The sequence below is a fragment of the Pseudomonas sp. GD04015 genome, assembly GCF_029837675.1.
In the GTDB taxonomy this organism is placed as follows: Bacteria; Pseudomonadota; Gammaproteobacteria; order Pseudomonadales; family Pseudomonadaceae; genus Aquipseudomonas; species Aquipseudomonas paralcaligenes.
The window spans coordinates 127,686-146,280 of record NZ_JAOEEE010000003.1 but is presented as its reverse complement, the minus strand read 5'-3'; the positions used below and the strand labels follow the sequence as shown (position 1 = coordinate 146,280).

The window sequence follows — 18,595 nt, the reverse complement described above, 5'->3', positions numbered from 1 at the left end:
TGCTCCTCGGGTCAGCCGGTGCGCTTCTTCGCGCGCGGGCGGCCGTCCTTGCTCTGCCGCGGGCTGCGCGGGCGTGGTCGCTCGCGTTCGACCTGCGGCGCTGCGGTGTCCGCATAGGCGCCGGGGCCGGCGGCCTTCTCCAGGTCGGCGAGCATGCGCGCGATGCGGTCGGCGAGTTTCTCCGAGCTGAGGCTTTCGCGGAAGCGTTCCACCAGCAGGGGAAAGGCCAGCGGCGGCGGGCGTTTCACTTCGCGCAGGTCCAGGCGCAGTTCGCGCAGGCGCCGCAGGGTGCGCTGCAGGTGCAGCACGTCCAGTTCCTGGCGCAGCACTTCCTCCTGGGCCTGGGTCAGCAGCAGGTTGCCGGGGTCGTATTGCTGGAACACGTCGAAGAACAGCGCGCTGGAGGCCTGCAGCTGGCGCGCGCTCTTCGCCGCGCCGGGGTAGCCGCCGAACACCAGGCCGGCGATGCGGGCGATCTCGCGGAAGCGGCGCCGTGCCAGTTCGCCGGCGTTGAGGCTGGCCAGCACGTCGGGCAGCAGGTCATCGTCGCGCAGCAGGTCGGCGCCCAGCCAGCGCGGCCAGTCCACCGGGGTGGCGCAGAGCAGTTCCAGGCCGTAGTCGTTGACGGCGATGGAGAAGGTCGCCGGCTGCAGCTGGCCGATGCGCCAGGCCAGCAGGCTGGCCAGCCCCAGGTGCACGCTGCGCCCGGCGAAGGGGTAGAGGAACAGGTGCCAGCCCTCCCGCGAGTGCAGGGTTTCCGCTAGCAGCGAGGCGGACGTGGGCAGCGCCGACCAGGCCTGCTGCACGGCCAGCAGCGGTCGCAGCAGCTGCATCTCCGGGCCTTCGAAGCGGCCCTCGGCCGCCGCGCCGAAGCGTGCCACCACGGCGTCGGCCAGCTCGCTGGAGAGCGGCATGCGCCCGCCGTTCCAGCGCGGCACCGCAGCTTTGCGCGCCTTGGCGCGGTTGACGTAGGCGGTCATGTTCTCCACCCGCACCAGTTCCAGCAGTCGCCCGGCGAAGAGGAAGCAGTCGCCGGGCCGCAGGCGGGCGATGAAGCCTTCCTCGACGCTGCCCAGCGAGGCGCCGCTGCCGCCCTTGGCCCAGAACTTCACGGCGATGCTGGCGTCGCTGACGATGGTGCCCACGCTCATCCGGTGGCGCCGCGCCAGGGCGGCGCTGGGCACCCGCCAGACGCCCTGCTCGTCAGGCTCCACGCGGCGGTAGTCGGGGTAGGCGGTCAGCGAATGGCCGCCGTGGCGGACGAAGGCCAGTGCCCATTGCCATTCCTCGTCGCCCAGCGCCCGATAGGCCCAGGCGCCGCGCACTTCTCGCAGCAGCTCGTCGGGGCGGAAGCCGCCGCCGAGGGCCATGCTGACCAGGTGTTGGACCAGCACGTCGAGCGGTTTTTCCGGCGACTGGCGGGCCTCGATGCGCCCGGTGGCGACGGCGTCCCGCACGGCAGCGGCCTCGACCAGCTCCAAGGCGTGGGTCGGCACCAGGCTGATCCGCGAGGCCCGCCCCGGCGCGTGGCCGGAGCGTCCGGCGCGCTGCAGCAGGCGCGCCACGCCCTTGGCCGAACCGATCTGCAGCACCCGCTCGACCGGCAGGAAGTCCACCCCCAGGTCGAGGCTGGAGGTGCACACCACGGCCTTCAGCCGGCCGTCCTTGAGGCCCAGCTCGACCCAGTCGCGCACCTCGCGCGACAGCGAGCCGTGATGCAGGGCGATCAGCCCGGCCCAGTCCGGCCGCGCGTCGAGCAGCGCCTGGTACCAGACCTCGGCCTGCGAGCGGGTGTTGGTGAACAGCAGGCTGGTGCCGCTGCTTTCAACTTCATCCACCACCTGCGGCAGCATGCGCAGGCCCAGGTGCCCGGCCCAGGGGAAGCGCTCGATGCCCGGCGGCAGCAGGGTGTCGATGCGCAGGCGCTTGTCCTGCCGGCCTTGCACCAGGCGCCCCGGCGCGCCGCCGAGCAGCACCTGCAGCGCGTGCGGCTGGTTGCCCAGGGTCGCCGACAGGCCCCAGACGATCAGCCCAGGATTCCAGCGCCGCAGCCGCGCTAGCGCCAGTTGCAGCTGCACGCCGCGCTTATTGCCGAGCAGCTCGTGCCACTCGTCCACCACCAGCATGCGCAGGCCGGCGAACTGCGCCTCGGCGTCGCTACGGGTGAGCAGCAGGGTCAGGCTCTCCGGCGTGGTGATCAGTGCGCTGGGCAGCTTGCGGCCCTGGCGCGCGCGCTCGCTGCTGCCGGTGTCGCCGGTGCGCAGGCCGACGCTCCAGGCGATGCCCAGCTCGTCCAGCGGCGCCTGCAGGGCGCGCTGGGTGTCGGCGGCCAGGGCACGCATCGGGGTGATCCACAGCACCGTGAGCGGCGCGGCGGCCGGCTGGCGCTTGCGCGGCTGGCCGCCGGCGGTGGTCGCCGGCGTGGCTTTGGCGAAGCGGTTCAGGGCGGCCAGCCATACCGCGTAGGTCTTGCCGGAGCCGGTGGTGGCGTGGAGCAGGCCGGATTTGCCCTTGGCCACTGCCTGCCAGACCGTCTTCTGGAAGGCGAAGGCCTTCCATCCACGCCGCGCGAACCAGTCGCCGGCCAGGCTCATTGCAGCAGGTCCTGGAGGATGGCCAGGGTGTCGGCTTCCTCCACCGGCTTGTCCCGGCGCCAGCGCAGCATGCGCGGGAAGCGCACGGCGATGCCGCTCTTGTGGCGCTTGGACAGGGCGATGCCCTCGAAGCCCAGCTCGAAGACCAGGGTCGGGGTGACGCTGCGCACCGGGCCGAACTTCTCCACGGTGGTCTTGCGCACGATGGCGTCGACCTGGCGCATCTCCTCGTCGGTCAGCCCGGAGTAGGCCTTGGCGAATGGCACCAGGCTGCGCTCGCTGGCACCGGGCGGGCCGTCCCACACGGCAAAGGTGTAATCGGTGTAGAGGCTGGCGCGGCGGCCGTGGCCGCGCTGGGCGTAGATCAGTACCGCATCGACGCTGAACGGGTCGACCTTCCACTTCCACCACACGCCCATGTCCTTGGTCCGGCCCACGCCGTACAGCGCGTCGCGGGCCTTGAGCATCATGCCTTCCACGCCGAGCCGGCGGGACGCCTCGCGCTGCGCGGCCAGGGCCTGCCAGCTGTCGCCGTGGAGCAGCGGCGAGGGCATCAGCCGGGGGCTGGCGCAGGCGGCGATGACCTTTTCCAGCTGCGCGCGCCGTTCGTGCTGCGGGCGGCTGCGCCAGTCCTGGCCCTGCCACTCCAGCAGGTCGTAGCCGAGCATGGCCGCCGGCACGTCCTTGAGCAGCTTCTTGCCCAGGGTCTTGCGGCCGATGCGCTGCTGGAGCAGGGCGAAGGGCTGGATGCCGTAGCGCTCCACCCGGTCCTCCACGGCCGCCTCCAGCGCCTCGCTGCCGAGCGCCATCGTCAGCGTGCCGTCGGCCTCCGGCGGGTGGCGCCAGACCACCAGCTCGCCGTCGATCACCGTGCCGTCGGGCAGGCGCGCGGCCAGTTCGTCCAGTTCGGGAAAGCGCTCGCTGATCAGCTCCTCGCCCCGCGACCACAGCCACAGGCGGCCGTCGCGCCTGACCAGCTGGGCGCGGATGCCGTCCCACTTCCACTCCACCTGCCAGCCCTCGACCGGGCCGAGGCTCGCCTCGAACTGGTCCACCGGCAGTTGCAAGGCGTGGGCGAGGAAGAACGGGTAGGGCTGGCCGCCGCGCTGGGCGTGTTCGTCGTCCGACTCGGCGGCGATCAGCTTGCGATAGCTCTCGGCGCCGGGTCGGTGGGACAGGTCTGTATAGCCGACCAGGCGCTGGGCCACGCGCTTGGCGTCGATGCCGGCGAGGCCGGCCAGGGCGCGGGTCACCAGCAGCTTGGACACGCCGACCCGGAAGGCCCCGGTAATCAGCTTGATGCACACCATCAGCGCCTGGCGGTCGAGCTGCGCCCACAGCGCCGGCAGGCGTGCGGCCAGCTCCTCCGGCGGCAGCCCGCGCAGGGGCAGCAGCCTGTCCTCGACCCACAGGGCCAGGCCGTCGGCGGATTCGTGGCTGGACTCGGGCAGCAGCAGGGCGATGGTCTCGGCGAGGTCGCCGACCGCCGAGTAGCTCTCCTCGAACAGCCATTCCGGCAGCCCGGCTGCCTGCATCGCCAGCTCGCGCAGTTGTCGCGACGGTACCAGTTGCCGCGGCCGGCCACCGGCGAGGAAGTACACCGCCCAGGCCGCGTCCGCGGCGCTGGCCGTGCGGAAGTAGTCCTGCAGGGCGGCGAGCTTGGCGTTGCTGGAGGTGGTGGCGTCGAGGCGTGCGTAGAGGTCGGCGAAGGCCTTCATGCGCTCGGCTCCGCTTCCGCGGCGGGCGCCGCCTCGTCCTCGTCGCCGTACTCGGTGTCGAAGCCCTGGGCGTCCAGGCCCTGTTCGCGCAGGTAGCGCATCAGCACGTTGACCGAGCCGTGGGTGACGAATACCCGCTCGGCGCCGGTCTGCTCGATGGCCCACAACAGGCCTGGCCAGTCAGCGTGGTCGGAGAGCACGAAGCCGCGGTCGACGCCGCGCCGGCGGCGGGTGCCGCGCAGCATCATCCAGCCGCTGGCGAAGGCGTCGCTGTAGTCGCCGAAGCGGCGCATCCAGGTGCTGCCGCCGGCCGAGGGCGGGGCGAGGATCAGCGCCTGGCGCAGCAGCGGGTCGCTCTTCTTGAAGTCGCCGGCGTAGAGGGTCGGCGGCAGCTGCACGCCGGCCTCGCGGTAGACCTGGTGCAACGGCTCCATCGAGCCGTGGCCGAGGATCGGGCCGATGCTCGCGTCGATGCCGTGGAGGATGCGCTGCGCCTTGCCGAAGGCGTAGCAGAACAGCACGCTGGCGCGCCCGGCGGCCTGGTTCTGTCGCCACCAGTCGTCGATGCCGGCGAAGATCCGCGCCTGTGGCTGCCAGCGGTAGATCGGCAGGCCGAAGGTCGATTCGCTGATGAAGGTGTGGCAGCGCACCGGCTCGAAGGGCGCGCAGGTGCCGTCCGGCTCGACCTTGTAGTCGCCGGACGCGACCCAGACCTCGCCGCGGTATTCCAGGCGCACCTGTGCCGAGCCGAGCACATGGCCGGCGGGGTGCAGGCTGAGGGTCACGCCGTGGTGATCGAGACGTTGGCCGTAGTCGAGCGTCTGCAGGGGGATGTCCGCGCCGAGGCGCGCACGCAGGATGCCGGCGCCGGGCGTGGCGGCCAGGTAGTGGCGGCTGCCGCCGCGCGCGTGGTCGCCGTGGCCGTGGGTGATCACGGCGCGTTCGACCGGACGCCAGGGGTCTATGTAGAAATCGCCGGGTGGGCAGTAGAGGCCCTCGGGGCGGGCGATGACCAGGTCCATGGGCTGCCGCTCGTCTGTGAGGCTGGTCAGCCTATGGACCGGCGCGGTCGGCAAAAGGTTGCTCCCGCTTCGCCGGCCCGCTCAGGACTCTTGCGTGAGGATTACTTGCAGATGACGACCATGCTGCGGCTGGAGAAGCCGGCCGGGTTGAGGCCGAAGACGAAGTCGGCGGAGTCGTCGCCCTGGTCCGCGCCGGCCTTGGCCACTACCCGGTAGCCCTTGGGCCCGCAGGCATGGGTGGCCTTGTCCTCGCACTGCTTCCAGCTGGAGGTGAGCCCGGAGCAGTTGATGTTGAGGCCCTTGCGGCCCTTCTTTTCGTATGTCTTCGCGGTTGCGGAGCAGCCGGCGACCAGCGCCAGCGTGACGACCAGCAGTACAAGCCTTTTCATATCTTTCCCCAGCGGGCTTGCCTGTTTCCGGCGGCAGGGCCGCCATCCCCTTGCAGTGCTCCGGCGGTGATGCAGCTCTTTTATATGGAGTCGCTGCTTGTACCCTGTCCGCCAGTCGGGCCGGAGCGGTCGAGAAATAGCACAAAGAGCGGGGAGGGGGCGAGATAAAAAAGTTTTTCGTTTCGGCTGCAGGTTTTTCCGCGCTCGTTCGTCTTAGTAAGTAAGAAGCTGTTTCTTGCGACAGATTTTCACAGACCAAGAAGACGTGGATAGCACACGCACAAGGAGAGTTGCATGGCCACCAACGACAAGCGTCAGGAACTCAAGACGATGCTCCAGGGAGCCGGGCTCAAGGTCAGTCTGGTACGGTTGAAGATACTCGAAGTGCTGCAGCAGAACGCGCAGGGCATGCGCTCGCGGGAGCTGCACGACTGCCTGCTGCTGGCCGACGAGCAGATTTCCGTGCTCAGCGTGCGGCAGGTGCTCAGCCGGCTCTGCGCCTGCGGCCTGGTGGAGCGCGATGACGAAGGCTTCTACCGCCTGCCCCAGGCCCGCCCGCGGGCCGCGCGGGTGGCGCTGGCCGGCTGACGGCGGGGTCGAACTCCCCGCTCGATCGGCGCCTCCAACGCACAGGGCCGGGCCGTTCCCGGCCGTGGAGGCGAGCATGTCCATCGATCCCTACGATCCTGTGCAGGACCAGAATCCCCATTCGCCGCTGCCGGCCAAGCCCGATCCACTGGGACCGGGGCAGGTGGACACTGACCCCGGCCACCAGTCGGGCGTACGCCGTCCTCCCGGCGATGAACAGCCTGGCGTGCCCGGCGAGCCTGCCTGAGTCCTGATGGCGACCGACCGGTCGTCGCGGCGATCTGAACCCATGGTTTCTCTGACGTCAAAAAACCGAGACCGAGAAACCCTGGCAGGAAGACCCCGATGGACCAGTCCCCCATCACCCTGGAAGAACGCCGGCTCGCCCGGCTTTCCGCCGAGGCGCATCAGGCGCTGATCCACTTCATGAACGAAACGCCGCGCCCCTACACGGCCGAGCAGCACGCCGAGTGCGAGGCGCTGAGCCGCGCCGCGGCCAATGCACGGGAGTCCTACCTGAAGCTGCGCCGGGCTTTGGCCGGCAGCGCAGCGCGGGAGATGCGCGTGCTCTGCTCGTCCGCCTGATCGGGGGGGGCCCGCGGCCTTGGCCGAAAGAGTGATTGCCTGATCGCCGCCGTGCGCCGATGCTGGCCGCTCCGATGCTTCGCCGCTACCCTCCATGACCGATTCCGCCCTCTCGACGCTCGCTCCGCCGATCCAGCGCATCGCCGCCGGCGGTTGCCGGGTGGCGGCCGTCAGCCGGCCGAACGAGCGGCGGGTCTGCCTGATCGTCGAGGTCGCGGCCGGTAGCCACGACGAGCCCCCGGCCTGGCCTGGGCTGGCGCATTTCCTCGAACACCTCCTGTTCCTCGGTGGCGAAGGCTACCCGGCCGAGCGGCGCCTGCTGCCCTTCGTCCAGGCCAGCGGCGGCCGGGTCAACGCCAGCACTGGCGCGCGGCTCACTGAATACCATTGCGAGGTCCCGGCCGCACTGCTGGAGGAGGCCGGGCTGAGGCTGCTCGACATGCTGGCGCGTCCCCGGCTCGATGCCGATGCCCAGCTTGCCGAGGTTCAGGTGCTCGAGGCCGAATACCTGGCTCGGGGCGCCGATCCCCGCCAGCAGGGGCTCTGCGCGCTGCTCGACGCCCTCGCGCCCGGCCATCCCTGTCACGCCTTCGTCGCCGGCAACGGCGCCAGCCTGGCGCCTCGGCGGGACGATTTCCGCGCCGCCGTGGCCGATTTCCACCGACGTTTCTACCGGGCCGGCAACTGCCGCCTGATGCTGATAGGGCCGCAGCCGGCGCCCGAGCTGCTGGCACTGGGCGAGCGCCTGGCCGCGCTGCTGATCCTGGGCGAAGTACCGACGCGCTCTGTGCCGCCGGCGATGCTGCGGCTGCGTGCGCGCCATTGGCATCTGGGGCAGGCCTCGGCCGCACCTCGGCTGTGGCTGGGACTGGCATTGGAGGGCCGCGCCGAAGGCGCCAGGGCGGCGCTCGGCTGGCTGCGCGAGCAGCTTTCCAGCGATCTGCCCGGCAGCCTCCAGCAGCAGTTGCGGGACGCCGGCCTGATCGACGGCTGGGATGTGCAGAACGCCTACGCCCATGCCGGCCAGGCGCTGCTGGCGCTGGAAGTGGAGCCGGTGGCGGACGACGACCGCGCCTGCGCGCAGGTCCGCGCGGCTCTGCTGCGCTGGCTGTCGGCGTTCGCCGCCTGCGCGCCCTGGCGGGAAGCGCTGGCGACCCAGGCAGCCGAACGCCCCTGGCAACTGTCCGCCCTGGCGCCGCTGGAGCTGGGCCGCTTCTGGCTGGAGCAGGGCGCCAAGCAGCCGGACGGTGACGCGCTGCGGAACCTGACCGCGATGCTCGCCGGTGTCGGCGAGGAACGACTGATCAGCGTGCGCGCCAGCGCCTCGCTGACGCTGGCGACAACGAGTGTCTGCGGCTTTCCGCTGGCGCTGGAGGCGGCTGTGCTGCCTTTCGTGGAGGCGCCTTCGGTGAGTCTGGTTCCGCCCGGCAATCCGTTGCTGGCCGCCGTACCGCACCTGCCGGGCGAGCGTCCGTCGGCGCTGGCCCTGCATGGGTTGGATTCTGGTCGTGCGGCGCTGCACCTGCGCTGGGTCTGGCCGGCGCCCCTGAATCCGCTGGCCGGCCAGGTGCTGGCGCGGCGCCTCCAGGTGCTCCGGGCCGCAGGGCAGCGTCTCGGCATCGACGTACGAAGCGAGTTCGACGGCGGGGACTGGCAACTGGCCTGCGAGGGGCCGGTGGCGCTGCTGCCCGCGGCGGTGCAGTACCTGCGGCAGTCGCTCGGCGCAGAGTGGGCCGGCGAACTGGAACGCAGCGAACGCCTGTTGCGCCAGGCACGGATGCGCGAGCGCGCGCAGATGCCGATCCGCCGCCTGCTGCAGCGATTGCCACAGGTGCTGGCCGGCCTGGACGAAGAGGGTGCGGACCTGCCTATGCAGACGGACTGGCGCGACAGCCATTGGCACGGCCTGCTGGTCGGGCCGGACGCACTGGCCGAGCGGCTGGCCGCCGACCTGGCGCTGCTGCCGGGCAGTCCTGCGCTCGTGGCACCGGTCCTGGCCGCGACCGGGCTGCGCCGCCGGGACTACCAGGGCCCGTCCGGCGGCGACTCCGCGCTGCTGCTGTTCTGCCCGCAGCCGGAGTCCACCCCGGCCGGCGAGGCCGCCTGGCGCTGGCTCGGCCAGTGGCTGCAGGCGGCGTTCTACCGGCGCATGCGCGAGGAGCTGCGGCTGGGCTACGGGCTGTTCAGCGGCTTCCGCCAGGTGGGCGGGCGGGGTGGGCTACTGTTCGCCATCCAGTCTCCCGGAGCCGGGGCGGTGGAGCTGCTGGCGCATGTCGAGGCGTTCCTGGAGGAGCGCGAACGGCACCTCCTCGATCTTTCGCACGAGGGTGTCGCGGCCGTCGCCGGGCCGCTGGCCGACCACCTGCGCGGACAGGCGCGGGAGCCCCGGGCACTGGCCGAACTGCTCTGGCAGTGGCGGCTGGCCGGGGGTGAAGGCACGCCGGAGCAACTTGCGGAGGCTATTGCCGCGCTGACTCCGGCGGCGCTGGCACAGGCCTTCGGCGCGCTGCGGGACCACCGCCAGGACCGCCAGGTGCTGACGTCCACGCCGGCTCGCTAAGCAATCTTCATTCTTTCGGAACTGCTGGTGCGCTCAGCGCACCCTACGGCGTGCGCACGCCGTTGCGACTTTGGTGGGCGCACCATCTGTCGGTAGTACGACCTAAGCCTTGCTTCGCTGGCAGGCGACGGCCTACGCCTTCCTTGCCGCTCCTGCGATACCCGGCCAAAGCACCATCCAACCCCTGCCATCGCAGGCTGGGGAGTCTTTCGCAGGCTTTCGATAATCGCCTCCGCCACGACTGCCGACAGTCGTCCCAACACAGTGGAGTGCGAGATGAACAAGAACAATACCCGTCGATTCCTGCCCCTGGCACTGGGCGCCGCAGTCGCCCTGGGCATCGCCCAGCAGGCCGCCGCCGAGATCGTGCTGTACGACAAGGACGACACCACCTTTTCCACCGACGGCTACATCAACGCCTTCTACGTGAACAGCGACGTGGACCGCGAGGGCGACCAGTTCGACCGCCGCCAGTCGCGGGTGAAGATGGGCTTCCTGCCCAACTGGATCGGCTTCAACTTCGGCAAGCAGATGGACGACCTCAAGCTGGGTGGCCGCGCCTCGTTCTGGGTGACCATCAACGACGGCGAGAGCAACGGCACCGACACGGCCATCGACGTGCGCCAGTTCTACGGCACCGTCGCCAACCCCGAGTGGGGCGAAGTGCTGATAGGTAAGGACTTCGGCCTGTTCTCCCGCTCCAACATCTTCCTCGACGAGCTGCTGGCCGGCTACGGCAACGTCAGCGACACCCTCGGCCTGGTCGACGGCAACGGCGTGTCCTTCGGCAACATCGGCACCGGCTACCCCTATCCGTTCCCCACCGCGCAGATCACCTACCGCAACAACAACCTGGCCGAGGGCCTGCGCTTCGCCATCGGCATCATGGACCCGGTGGACACCAACGATGACAGCGCCGTGGGCAAGGCCTACCAGGACCAGCCGCGCTACGAGTCCGAGGTCAGCTACCAGTTCGACCTGGGCGGCTCGACCATCTACACCTGGCTCAATGGTGCCTACCAGACTTCCGAGAACACCGATAATAGTGTCGATGACGTGACCAGCAAGGGCCTGGGTTACGGCGTGCAGGCTAAGATGGGCGGCCTCTCGCTGACCGCCTCGGGCTTCCAGGCCAAGGGCATCAACCCGTTCTTCACCAACAACCTGGGCGAGCCGACCCTGCGCGACATCGACAGCGACGGCTACCTGCTGCAGGGCTCCTATACCTTCGGCAAGAACCGCCTCGCCCTTTCCTACGGCAAGACCGAGGACGACGGCAACGGCCTGGGCGTCGCGGCCGACTACGAGACCCGCGGCATCGCCTACTTCCGCACCATCAACGACAACCTCAAGCTGGTGGCGGAGTACAGCCAGTACGAGATCGACGCCGCCGAGGGCAGCGGGCTGAACGAGGACACCGATACCTTCGCCGTGGGTGCGGTACTGAGCTGGTAACGGCGACGCAGCAAGTGTGATGCTCCATTCTTCGAGAGGGCTTAGGCCCTCTCTTTTTTGTTCGAGGATCTTTCATGTTCGGAATCTGGAGTGCCCACAGCCAGGACTTCCTGCTGTGGCTGTGCCTGGGAACGACCCTGGTGTTCGCCCTGCCGATCTTCCTGACTCCGCTGCTCTGGGCCCGCCTGATGGGCTGGACCATCCCGCAGCACACCCACCTGGCGATCTACTTCGGTCGCTGCCTGGGCGCCTTCATCCTGATCGTCGAGGCGCTGATGCTGCGTGCGGCGCTGACCGGCGAGGCGCTGGTCACGACCTACGAAGTGCTCGCCGCGGTCGCCACGCTGATGGTGGCGGTGCACGTGCACGGCGCCCTGCGCCGCATCCAGCCGCTGAGCGAGACGCTGGAGATCGGTTTCTACGCCGGCATGCTGGTGCTCGTGCTGCTGTTCTGGCCGATGGGCTGATCTGTCACGGGGGCTCTTGGTGCGCACGGCGCACCCTACACCGGGATCGACATTGCCGTAGGGTGCGCCGTGCGCACCGTTGGGGGCCGAATACCGCACAGGAGGCGTGCCATCCGTCAGGGCGCTACTTTCGGACGAACCGTTCCGCTACCCAAGTAGCATGGGGCGGCCGGCCCGGCGCCTCCAGAATGGCGGCACGGCTGGCGTACGAAGTGAGGTAGGGCGATGCGACAAGAGGAAAACGAGGCCGTGGTCACGGCCGTGTCCCACGCCCGCGACAGCGAAGCCGTAGCCCAGGAGCTGGCACGCCAATTGATGCACCCGCACCTGGGCTTCGTGCTGTTCTTCTGCTCGGCCGAGTACGACCTGGCCAGCCTCGGCCTGGCCCTGGAGGAGTACTTCGGCGGCATCCGCGTGGCCGGCTGCACCACGGCCGGCGAGATCACGCCCCAGGGCTACGGCCAGCGCTGCGTCAGCGCCATCGGCTTCGACCACCGCAGCTTCTCCATCGCCAGCGTGCTGATCGACCAGATGGAGCGCTTCAACCTGATCGATGCCCAGCAACTGGTCGAGCAACTGGTGGGCGAATGCCGCGGCAACGCCATGGCGCCGATCAAGGACCACAGCTTCGCCCTGACCCTGCTCGACGGCCTGTCCAGCCGCGAGGAAGTGGTGCTCGCCGCGCTCAGCGCCGCCTTCGGCCAGATCCCGCACTTCGGCGGCTCGGCCGGCGACGACAACCACCTTACCTGCACCCACGTCTACCACGACGGCGAGTTCCACAACGGCGCCGCCGTGGTGCTGCTGTTCAACACCTGGCTGGACTTCGAGGTGTTCACCACCCACCACGTCGAGCCGCGCGAGGAGAAGCTGGTGGTCACCGCCGCCGACTCCGATTCGCGTCGGGTGCTGGAGCTCAACGCCGCGCCGGCGGCGGAGGAATACGCCCGGCTGATCGGCGTGGAACCGGCGGCGCTGGACATGCGCCTGTTCGCCGCCCATCCGCTGGCGGTGCGGATCAAGGACCAGTACTACGTGCGCTCCATCCAGCAGGTCAACGCCGATGGCAGCCTGACCTTCTACTGCGCGGTGGAGACCGGCATCGTCCTCACCGCCATGACCCCCGGCCCGCTGCTGCCCAACCTGCGCCAGCAGTTCGCCCGGCTGCACGCGCGGCTCGGCGCGCCGCTGCTGACCATCGGCTGCGACTGCGTGCTGCGCCGCCTGGAGGTGTCCGACGGCGCCGGCATGGAGGAGGTGTCCGAGTACCTGCGCGAGCAGCGGGTGATCGGCTTCAACACCTACGGGGAACAGTTCAATGGCATGCACATCAACCAGACCTTCACCGGTGTCGCCATTGGCCGCCCCGCCTGCGGACTGCGCTGAGCTGCGCGCCCGCGTCGCCGAGCTGGAGGCTCGCAACGCGCGGCTGGAGAGAATCAACGCGGCGCTGATCGAGCGGGTCGAGTCCGGCCATTCGCTGCGCTCGGACGGCTACGCCGCGTTCCAGCACTCGGTGATCCTCGCCGAGCAGGTGCGCGAGCGCACCGACGCGCTGAACCAGGCGATGACCGAGCTGAAGTCGAGCAACCAGTTGCTGCGCGAGGCCCGCCAGCGCGCCGAGACCGCCCACCATCACCTGATCGACGCCATCGAGAGCATCTCCGACGCCTTCGTGCTGTTCGATAAGGAGCAGCGCATCGTGCTGTTCAACAGCCGCTTCCGCGAGTTCTGGGCGCGCACCCGCGCGCGCATCGCCAGCGGCACGCGGCTGTCGGAGATCAAGCGGCTGGCGGCCAGCACCGGACTGATCGTCGAGGAGCAGCGCGGCCGTGGCGACGGCCACATCATCTACCGGCTGATGAACGGGCGCTGGGTCCAGGTCAGCGAGCGGCCGACCCGCGAGGGCGGGCTGGTGATCCTCTACACCGACATCACCGAACTCAAGCAGAGCGAGACCCAGCGCCGCGAGCAGGCCCTGGCGCAGAAGTCGCGCCTGCTGCAGCGCGCCGTGGATAACCTGTCCCAGGGCGTGGCGATGGTCAACGCCGAGGGCAGCCTGGAGCTGTGGAACCATCGCTTCCTCGAACTCTGCGGGCTGGCGCCGATCGAGGCGCACCGGCCGTTCGCCGAGGTGATGGCCGACAGCGAGCTGCGCCTGCTTACCCCGGACAGCCGCGACCAGCACGGCGCGCCGCTGCACGAGTGCGAGCAGCGCCTGTTCGACGGGCGCATGCTGGAAGTGCGCACCCACCCGCTGCCCACCGGCGGCTTCGTCAACACCTTCACCGACATCACCGAGCGCTTCCGCCACGCGCAGATGCTCAGCGAGCGCGAGCGCTGGGTGCGCCTGATCACCGACCACGTGCCGGCGCTGATCGCCTACCTCAACGCCGACCTGGTCTACGAGTTCACCAACAAGGTCTACGAGGAGTGGTACCACTGGCCGCGCGAGGGCATGCTCGGCCAGAGCCTGCGCGAGGTGCACAGCGAGGACCACTGGCGCCGCCTGGAGGGCTACGTGGAGCGCGCGCTGTCCGGCGAGAGCGTCACCTTCGAGATGGCCGAGACCAACTTCGGCGGCCAGCAGCGCTACATGCTGCGTTCCTACGTGCCCAACCGGCTGGCCTCGGGCGAGGTGATCGGCATCTTCGTGCTGAGCCGCGACGTCACCGAGCAGCGCCGCACCTCCGAGGCGCTGCACCAGGCCTACCAGAACCTGGAACTGCGGGTGCGCGAGCGCACCGCCGAGCTGACCGCGGTGAACAGCCAGCTGCGCCGCGAGATCGACGAGCGCGCCCAGGCCGAGGCGCGCCTGCGCGAGGCCAAACGCGAGGCCGAGGTGGCCAACCTGTCGAAGACCAAGTTCCTCGCCGCCGTCAGCCACGACCTGCTGCAGCCGCTCAATGCAGCGCGCCTGTTCACCGGCGCGCTGCTGGAGAAGACCCCGCCCGGCGAGGTCGGGCTGATCCGCAACGTCAGCAACTCGCTGGAGGACGTGGAGCACCTGCTCGGCACTCTGGTGGACATCTCCAAGCTGGACGCCGGGGTGATCCGCCCGGACCTGTCCAGCTTCGCCGTCGCCGACCTGCTCGACAACCTCGCCCTGGAGTTCCGCCAGCAGGCCGGCGGCGAGTCGCTGGAGCTGCGTTACCTGCCCAGCTCGGCCTGGGTGCGCAGCGACATCCAGCTGCTCGCGCGCATCCTGCGCAACCTGCTGACCAACGCCATCCGCTACACCGAGCGCGGGCGCATCCTGCTCGGCTGCCGGCGCCGCGGCAACGCGCTGTCCATCGAGGTGTGGGACACCGGCATGGGCATCGCCGGCGACAAGCTGGTGGAGATCTTCCAGGAGTTCAAGCGCGGCGACAGCCAGCGCCCGCACCAGGACCGTGGCCTGGGGTTGGGCCTGGCCATCGTCGACAAGATCGCGCGGATGCTCGGCCACCGCCTGCGCGTCACCTCGCAGCCGGGGCGCGGCTCGATGTTCGCCGTCGAGGTGCCGCTGACCCGGCGTACCAGCCTGCTACGGGCGCCGGTGCCTGCCGAGTCCATGGAAATCGAGCGTCTGCGCGGCGCGCGCATCTGGGTCCTGGATAACGACGCGGCGATCTGCGCCGGCATGCGCACGCTGCTGGAGGGCTGGGGCTGCCAGGTGGTCACGGCGCTGTCCGAGGATGACCTGGCGCGCCAGGTCGACAACTACCATGCCGAGGCCGACGTGCTGATCGCCGACTACCACCTCGACGACGACCGTGACGGCGTGCAGGCGGTGACCACCATCAACGCCCGCCGCGCCGAACCGCTACCGGCGCTGATGGTCACCGCCAACTACAGCAACGAACTCAAACAGAGCCTGCGCGAACTGGGCCATACCCTGCTGCACAAGCCGGTCAAGCCGATGAAGCTGAAGACCACCCTGAGCCATCTGTTGCAGCGGCGGGGCTAGGCGTCACTCGGCCTCGATGGCCCTGCGCCGACGCATGTATTCCTCGTATCCCAGGCTGTTGTCGTTCATCAGCTCCTGCAGGCGTTGCTGCTTGTCGAGGCCGGCGCCTTGCGAGGCAGGAATCGGGGCCACTTTGGCGACGGGGGCGGGGGCGCCGTTGGGGAACAACTGCTCGGTCAGCTCGGCGATCTTGTTTTCCGCATCGATGAACTTGTCGGGACGACCGCCGCCCCATTTCGCATCGTAATTGGCATGACCCACCTGATGGCCGTCCTGATACACCTTGATGTCGGCGTAGACCATGTAGAGCGCCAAGTCCCACGCCCAGTTGCCGACATAGGTGGTGCTCAGCGGGCAGCTCGAAGGGCTGGCGCCCGGCCTGAGTTCGCGAGCGGTGAAGCCCTTCTGTTCGAGCAGGTCCCGATAGGTCGTGTGGAAGCCCTGGCGAAGGCCCTTGGCGGGGATCATGCAGATTTCCCGGCTGGAGGGTTTCTCGATGCTGGCGGGTGTGACGGTTTGCTTGATGCTGCAGCCGGTGAGAAGCGCAGCGGAGAGACATGCGACTGCTAAACGCATAGGTGGCTCCATGCCTGGGTTGAGAAGAGGCGATATTAGCAAAATGCCACTATCGCGACTGCTTGTTCCTGGCCAGCAGGATCAACCCGATCCCGCCCAGCACCGCCACCGAGGCGATCACCAGGCGTGGACCGAGGGCTTCGCCGAGCAGCAGGGCGCCGAGCGCGGCGGCGATGATCGGCACGCTGAGCTGCACGCTTGCCGCCTGGATCGCCTTGAGGTGGGGCAGGGCGGCGTACCAGATGGCGTAGCCGATGCCCGAGGCCAGCGCCCCGGAGAGCACCGCGTAGAGCGCGCCGAGACCGTTCCATTCAAGTTGGCCCAGGTACAGCGCCGCGAGTGGCGGCAGGGCGACCAGGCTGCGCAGGAAGTTGCCGGCGGTGGCGGCCAGCGGGTCCGCGTTGCCGCGTCCGAGCAGGGAGTAGAAGGCCCAGGCCACGCCGGCCAGCACCATCATGCCGGCGGCTTGCGGAGGCGGCGCGCTGGCGCCGGGCAGGAGCAGGAACAGCAGGCCGCCGAGGGCACAGACCAGGCCGACCACCTGCACCGGGCCGAGCCGTTCGCCCTTCAGCCAGCCATAGCCGATCATGCTGGCCTGCACCGCGCCGAACAGGATCAGCGCGCCGCTGCCGGCGTCCAGTTCGACGTAGGCAAAGGAGAAGCCGGCGGCGTAGCCGAACAGCGCCAGGGCCGAACGCCAGTCGCCACGGATCGGTCCCTGGCGGCGCAGCGCGACCAGCAGGGCCAGCACCAGGGCGCCGGAGAGCAGGCGGATGGCGGTGAAGCTGGCCGGGTCCAGGGCGCTGTCGCGCAGGGCGGCGCGGCACAGCAGCGAGTTGCCGGCGAAGGCGAGCATGGCCAGCGCCGTGAGCGATGCGACGCGCAGCATCAGCGGCGCAGGTAGGAGCTGAAGTCGATGTCGCTGGCCGAGAGGATGGCCTGTACCCGGTTGTGCACGTTGAGCTTGCGCAGGATGGCCGAGACGTGCGCCTTGACCGTAGTCTCGGCGATGTCGAGGTTGTAGGCGATCTGCTTGTTCGACTCGCCCTTGGTCATCCGTTCGAGCACCAGCAGCTGCTTGCGAGTCAGCGCCTGCAGCAGCTCGGGCGGGATGCTCGGTTCCTCGTGGCTGCGCCGGGAGGGGTTCTTCTGCGTGCGGATGATGTCCGAGGGCAGGTAGACGTTGCCGTTGAGGATCTGCTCGATGGCCTCGGTCATCTGCGCCCGCGGGCTGGACTTGGTGATGAAGCCGACCGCGCCGTAGGTGATGGCCTGCAGGACGATCTGCTTGTCCTGCTCGGCGGAGACGATCACCACCGGCACCGTCGGCGCCTCGTTGCGCAGGTTGATCAGCCCGTTGAGGCCGTGCATGCCGGGCATGTTCAGGTCGAGCAGGATCAGGTCGAGGTCGTCGTGGTCCTGGGTCAGCTCCAGGGTGCTGTCGAGGTCGGCGGTCTCCATCACCGCGCTACCGGGGAAACCATCGGCGATCACGTTGTGGATCGCTTCGCGGAACAGCGGATGGTCATCGGCGATGAGTATCTTGTACACAGCCATTCACCTCGTTTCTTCTTGTCGTTATGTAGGGCACGCAACGCTTTGTCCTAGGGTAACGCGACCGGCTCCGCCGGCTCCAACGGCAGGCCCGCCTGTTGCCAGGCGTCGATGCCGTCGCGGTACCAGTACAGCCGGGTATAACCCAGCGCCCGGGCGCGGCGGGTGGCGTTCCAGCCCAGCCAGCAGTCCGAGCGGCAGTAGAACACCAGCGGCCAGTCCTTGCGGCCGTGGCTGGCGCGCCGTAGCTGCGCCGCGAAGTAGTCGTCCCAGGGCGGCAGCAGCACGCCGTCGCCGGTGTTGGCCAGCCACAGGCTGCCGGGCAGGTTGTGGTGGGCCTCGTCGGCGATGAAGCGGCCGAACAGCCATTGCCGGCGGTAGACGTCGATCAGCACCGGCCGTGGCGTGCTCGCTAGTAGCGCCTGCAGATCGCTGGTATCCACCGTCCGGGCACCGTCGACGCCGTCGGGCGTCGGGCTGCGATAGTGCGCCTGGCGGTAGCCGTCTGCGCTGAAGAGGGGCAGAGACTCCTCGGCGGCGACGGAAGCGGTGAACAGCGCCAGCAACAGGTACGACAACGGCAACGCTCGCGGCATCGGATACGACTCCTTCATCCCTATTACAGGCAAGTCTCCGACCTTTGGGAATCCTACGATGGTGAATAAAACCAGTACCAAAGTACTGGTTGCTGACCGGGCGGTCGTGGCGGAAGGGGGTCAGCGCGGTGGAAGTTCGTCTGCCGGTGCGGCGGCCAGCAGGGCGGCCGCTTCGCGGTCCTTCCAGCGCTGGGCGCAGACTTCCAGGTCGCCGCGCGCCACGTTCTTGCCCTGCTGCACGGCCAGGCGCGCATAGAGGCAGGGCAGGCGCTGGCTGCCGACCAGGTAGGCGGTGCGCTGCGACGGATGGGGTTCGGGCACGCCGAGTACCAGACCGCCACCCGCCAGGGCGGGCAGCAGGCCGACGGCCAGCAGTACCTTCATGACCGCGCTCCGGTCGCCGCCGATGCGGGAGCGTCGCCGGGCGCCGCGTGGGCCTCGGTGGCGACGAAGGCGGCGCTGGCGATGCCGAGCAGGTAGACCAGGGCATGGAGGGCGAACTGGCGCATGGGCGTGTCCTCGAAGGCTCTCCGCCAGCATAG

At 69.5% G+C, this 18,595-nt stretch carries 18 protein-coding genes; 8 read left to right on the top strand and 10 right to left on the bottom strand.

The window, feature by feature from the left end; translation table 11 throughout:
• Positions 1-11: 11 nt before the first annotated feature.
• From N7640_RS03640 to N7640_RS03625, 4 genes are all read right to left on the bottom strand, one after another.
• Positions 12-2,594, bottom strand: coding sequence for a ligase-associated DNA damage response DEXH box helicase (locus tag N7640_RS03640; RefSeq protein WP_279903659.1), 2,583 nt, complete (start codon positions 2,592-2,594; stop codon positions 12-14).
• Complete coding sequence (locus N7640_RS03635; protein WP_279903658.1) at positions 2,591-4,312, bottom strand: ATP-dependent DNA ligase; 1,722 nt, start codon at positions 4,310-4,312, stop codon at positions 2,591-2,593. The genes N7640_RS03640 and N7640_RS03635 overlap by 4 nt, the downstream gene beginning before the upstream one ends.
• Complete coding sequence (locus tag N7640_RS03630) at positions 4,309-5,334, bottom strand: ligase-associated DNA damage response exonuclease (protein WP_279903656.1); 1,026 nt, start codon at positions 5,332-5,334, stop codon at positions 4,309-4,311. Before N7640_RS03630 ends, N7640_RS03635 begins: the two co-directional genes overlap by 4 nt.
• A gap of 101 nt (positions 5,335-5,435) precedes the next feature.
• Complete coding sequence (locus N7640_RS03625) at positions 5,436-5,723, bottom strand: hypothetical protein (protein WP_220812957.1); 288 nt, start codon at positions 5,721-5,723, stop codon at positions 5,436-5,438.
• A gap of 294 nt (positions 5,724-6,017) precedes the next feature.
• Here N7640_RS03625 and N7640_RS03620 point away from each other — a divergent pair, with 294 nt between their 5' ends.
• From N7640_RS03620 to nahK, 8 genes are all read left to right on the top strand, one after another.
• On the top strand, positions 6,018-6,311 hold the full coding sequence (locus tag N7640_RS03620; RefSeq protein ID WP_220812956.1) for a transcriptional repressor: 294 nt from the start codon (positions 6,018-6,020) through the stop codon (positions 6,309-6,311).
• A 76-nt stretch (positions 6,312-6,387) separates the two neighbouring features.
• Positions 6,388-6,558: a hypothetical protein gene (locus N7640_RS03615; protein WP_279903653.1), complete on the top strand. Its 171-nt coding sequence runs from the start codon at positions 6,388-6,390 to the stop codon at positions 6,556-6,558.
• 98 nt (positions 6,559-6,656) lie between these two features.
• Positions 6,657-6,896, top strand: coding sequence for a hypothetical protein (locus tag N7640_RS03610; RefSeq protein ID WP_279903652.1), 240 nt, complete (start codon positions 6,657-6,659; stop codon positions 6,894-6,896).
• Between the two features lie 94 nt (positions 6,897-6,990).
• Positions 6,991-9,456 (top strand): pyrroloquinoline quinone biosynthesis protein PqqF, encoded by a 2,466-nt coding sequence (gene pqqF / locus N7640_RS03605; protein ID WP_279903651.1) that lies wholly within the window; start codon positions 6,991-6,993, stop codon positions 9,454-9,456.
• A gap of 276 nt (positions 9,457-9,732) precedes the next feature.
• Complete coding sequence (locus tag N7640_RS03600) at positions 9,733-10,911, top strand: porin (protein ID WP_220812952.1); 1,179 nt, start codon at positions 9,733-9,735, stop codon at positions 10,909-10,911.
• Positions 10,912-10,985: 74 nt separating this feature from the next.
• On the top strand, positions 10,986-11,378 hold the full coding sequence (locus N7640_RS03595) for a hypothetical protein (protein WP_279903650.1): 393 nt from the start codon (positions 10,986-10,988) through the stop codon (positions 11,376-11,378).
• 225 nt (positions 11,379-11,603) lie between these two features.
• Positions 11,604-12,764: a nitric oxide-sensing protein NosP gene (gene nosP / locus N7640_RS03590; protein ID WP_279903648.1), complete on the top strand. Its 1,161-nt coding sequence runs from the start codon at positions 11,604-11,606 to the stop codon at positions 12,762-12,764.
• Complete coding sequence (gene nahK / locus N7640_RS03585; protein ID WP_279903647.1) at positions 12,697-15,327, top strand: hybrid sensor histidine kinase/response regulator NahK/ErcS'; 2,631 nt, start codon at positions 12,697-12,699, stop codon at positions 15,325-15,327. The genes nosP and nahK overlap by 68 nt, the downstream gene beginning before the upstream one ends.
• Positions 15,328-15,330: 3 nt before the next feature.
• Here nahK and N7640_RS03580 read toward each other — a convergent pair whose 3' ends face one another.
• The 6 genes from N7640_RS03580 to N7640_RS03555 form a co-directional block, all read right to left on the bottom strand.
• A complete protein-coding gene (locus N7640_RS03580; protein ID WP_279903646.1) occupies positions 15,331-15,903 on the bottom strand; it encodes an Sbal_3080 family lipoprotein in 573 nt (190 codons plus the stop codon).
• 49 nt (positions 15,904-15,952) lie between these two features.
• Positions 15,953-16,792, bottom strand: a complete 840-nt coding sequence (locus N7640_RS03575; RefSeq protein ID WP_279903645.1) for a DMT family transporter — start codon at positions 16,790-16,792, stop codon at positions 15,953-15,955.
• The gene (locus N7640_RS03570) at positions 16,792-17,454 is read right to left on the bottom strand and encodes a response regulator transcription factor (RefSeq protein ID WP_220812946.1); all 663 of its coding nucleotides are present in this window, start codon (positions 17,452-17,454) and stop codon (positions 16,792-16,794) included. Before N7640_RS03570 ends, N7640_RS03575 begins: the two co-directional genes overlap by 1 nt.
• 53 nt (positions 17,455-17,507) lie before the next feature.
• Positions 17,508-18,053 carry a PQQ-dependent catabolism-associated CXXCW motif protein gene (locus tag N7640_RS03565; RefSeq protein WP_279903644.1) on the bottom strand — a complete coding sequence of 182 codons (546 nt, stop codon included), beginning with the start codon at positions 18,051-18,053 and terminating at the stop codon, positions 17,508-17,510.
• 120 nt (positions 18,054-18,173) lie between these two features.
• Positions 18,174-18,437 (bottom strand): hypothetical protein, encoded by a 264-nt coding sequence (locus tag N7640_RS03560; RefSeq protein WP_279903643.1) that lies wholly within the window; start codon positions 18,435-18,437, stop codon positions 18,174-18,176.
• A complete protein-coding gene (locus tag N7640_RS03555; RefSeq protein ID WP_279903642.1) occupies positions 18,434-18,562 on the bottom strand; it encodes a hypothetical protein in 129 nt (42 codons plus the stop codon). Before N7640_RS03555 ends, N7640_RS03560 begins: the two co-directional genes overlap by 4 nt.
• Between the last annotated feature and the right edge of the window lie 33 nt (positions 18,563-18,595).

What these genes read in the sequence shown, in the direction of transcription:
- N7640_RS03640 (WP_279903659.1), bottom strand. Translation starts at nt 2,594, where the DNA reads ATGAGCCTGGCCGGCGACTGGTTCGCGCGGCGTGGATGGAAGGCCTTC.
- N7640_RS03635 (WP_279903658.1), bottom strand. Translation starts at nt 4,312, where the DNA reads ATGAAGGCCTTCGCCGACCTCTACGCACGCCTCGACGCCACCACCTCC.
- N7640_RS03630 (WP_279903656.1), bottom strand. Translation starts at nt 5,334, where the DNA reads ATGGACCTGGTCATCGCCCGCCCCGAGGGCCTCTACTGCCCACCCGGC.
- N7640_RS03625 (WP_220812957.1), bottom strand. Translation starts at nt 5,723, where the DNA reads ATGAAAAGGCTTGTACTGCTGGTCGTCACGCTGGCGCTGGTCGCCGGC.
- N7640_RS03620 (WP_220812956.1), top strand. Translation starts at nt 6,018, where the DNA reads ATGGCCACCAACGACAAGCGTCAGGAACTCAAGACGATGCTCCAGGGA.
- N7640_RS03615 (WP_279903653.1), top strand. Translation starts at nt 6,388, where the DNA reads ATGTCCATCGATCCCTACGATCCTGTGCAGGACCAGAATCCCCATTCG.
- N7640_RS03610 (WP_279903652.1), top strand. Translation starts at nt 6,657, where the DNA reads ATGGACCAGTCCCCCATCACCCTGGAAGAACGCCGGCTCGCCCGGCTT.
- pqqF (WP_279903651.1), top strand. Translation starts at nt 6,991, where the DNA reads ATGACCGATTCCGCCCTCTCGACGCTCGCTCCGCCGATCCAGCGCATC.
- N7640_RS03600 (WP_220812952.1), top strand. Translation starts at nt 9,733, where the DNA reads ATGAACAAGAACAATACCCGTCGATTCCTGCCCCTGGCACTGGGCGCC.
- N7640_RS03595 (WP_279903650.1), top strand. Translation starts at nt 10,986, where the DNA reads ATGTTCGGAATCTGGAGTGCCCACAGCCAGGACTTCCTGCTGTGGCTG.
- nosP (WP_279903648.1), top strand. Translation starts at nt 11,604, where the DNA reads ATGCGACAAGAGGAAAACGAGGCCGTGGTCACGGCCGTGTCCCACGCC.
- nahK (WP_279903647.1), top strand. Translation starts at nt 12,697, where the DNA reads ATGGCATGCACATCAACCAGACCTTCACCGGTGTCGCCATTGGCCGCC.
- N7640_RS03580 (WP_279903646.1), bottom strand. Translation starts at nt 15,903, where the DNA reads ATGCGTTTAGCAGTCGCATGTCTCTCCGCTGCGCTTCTCACCGGCTGC.
- N7640_RS03575 (WP_279903645.1), bottom strand. Translation starts at nt 16,792, where the DNA reads ATGCTGCGCGTCGCATCGCTCACGGCGCTGGCCATGCTCGCCTTCGCC.
- N7640_RS03565 (WP_279903644.1), bottom strand. Translation starts at nt 18,053, where the DNA reads ATGCCGCGAGCGTTGCCGTTGTCGTACCTGTTGCTGGCGCTGTTCACC.
- N7640_RS03560 (WP_279903643.1), bottom strand. Translation starts at nt 18,437, where the DNA reads ATGAAGGTACTGCTGGCCGTCGGCCTGCTGCCCGCCCTGGCGGGTGGC.
- N7640_RS03555 (WP_279903642.1), bottom strand. Translation starts at nt 18,562, where the DNA reads ATGCGCCAGTTCGCCCTCCATGCCCTGGTCTACCTGCTCGGCATCGCC.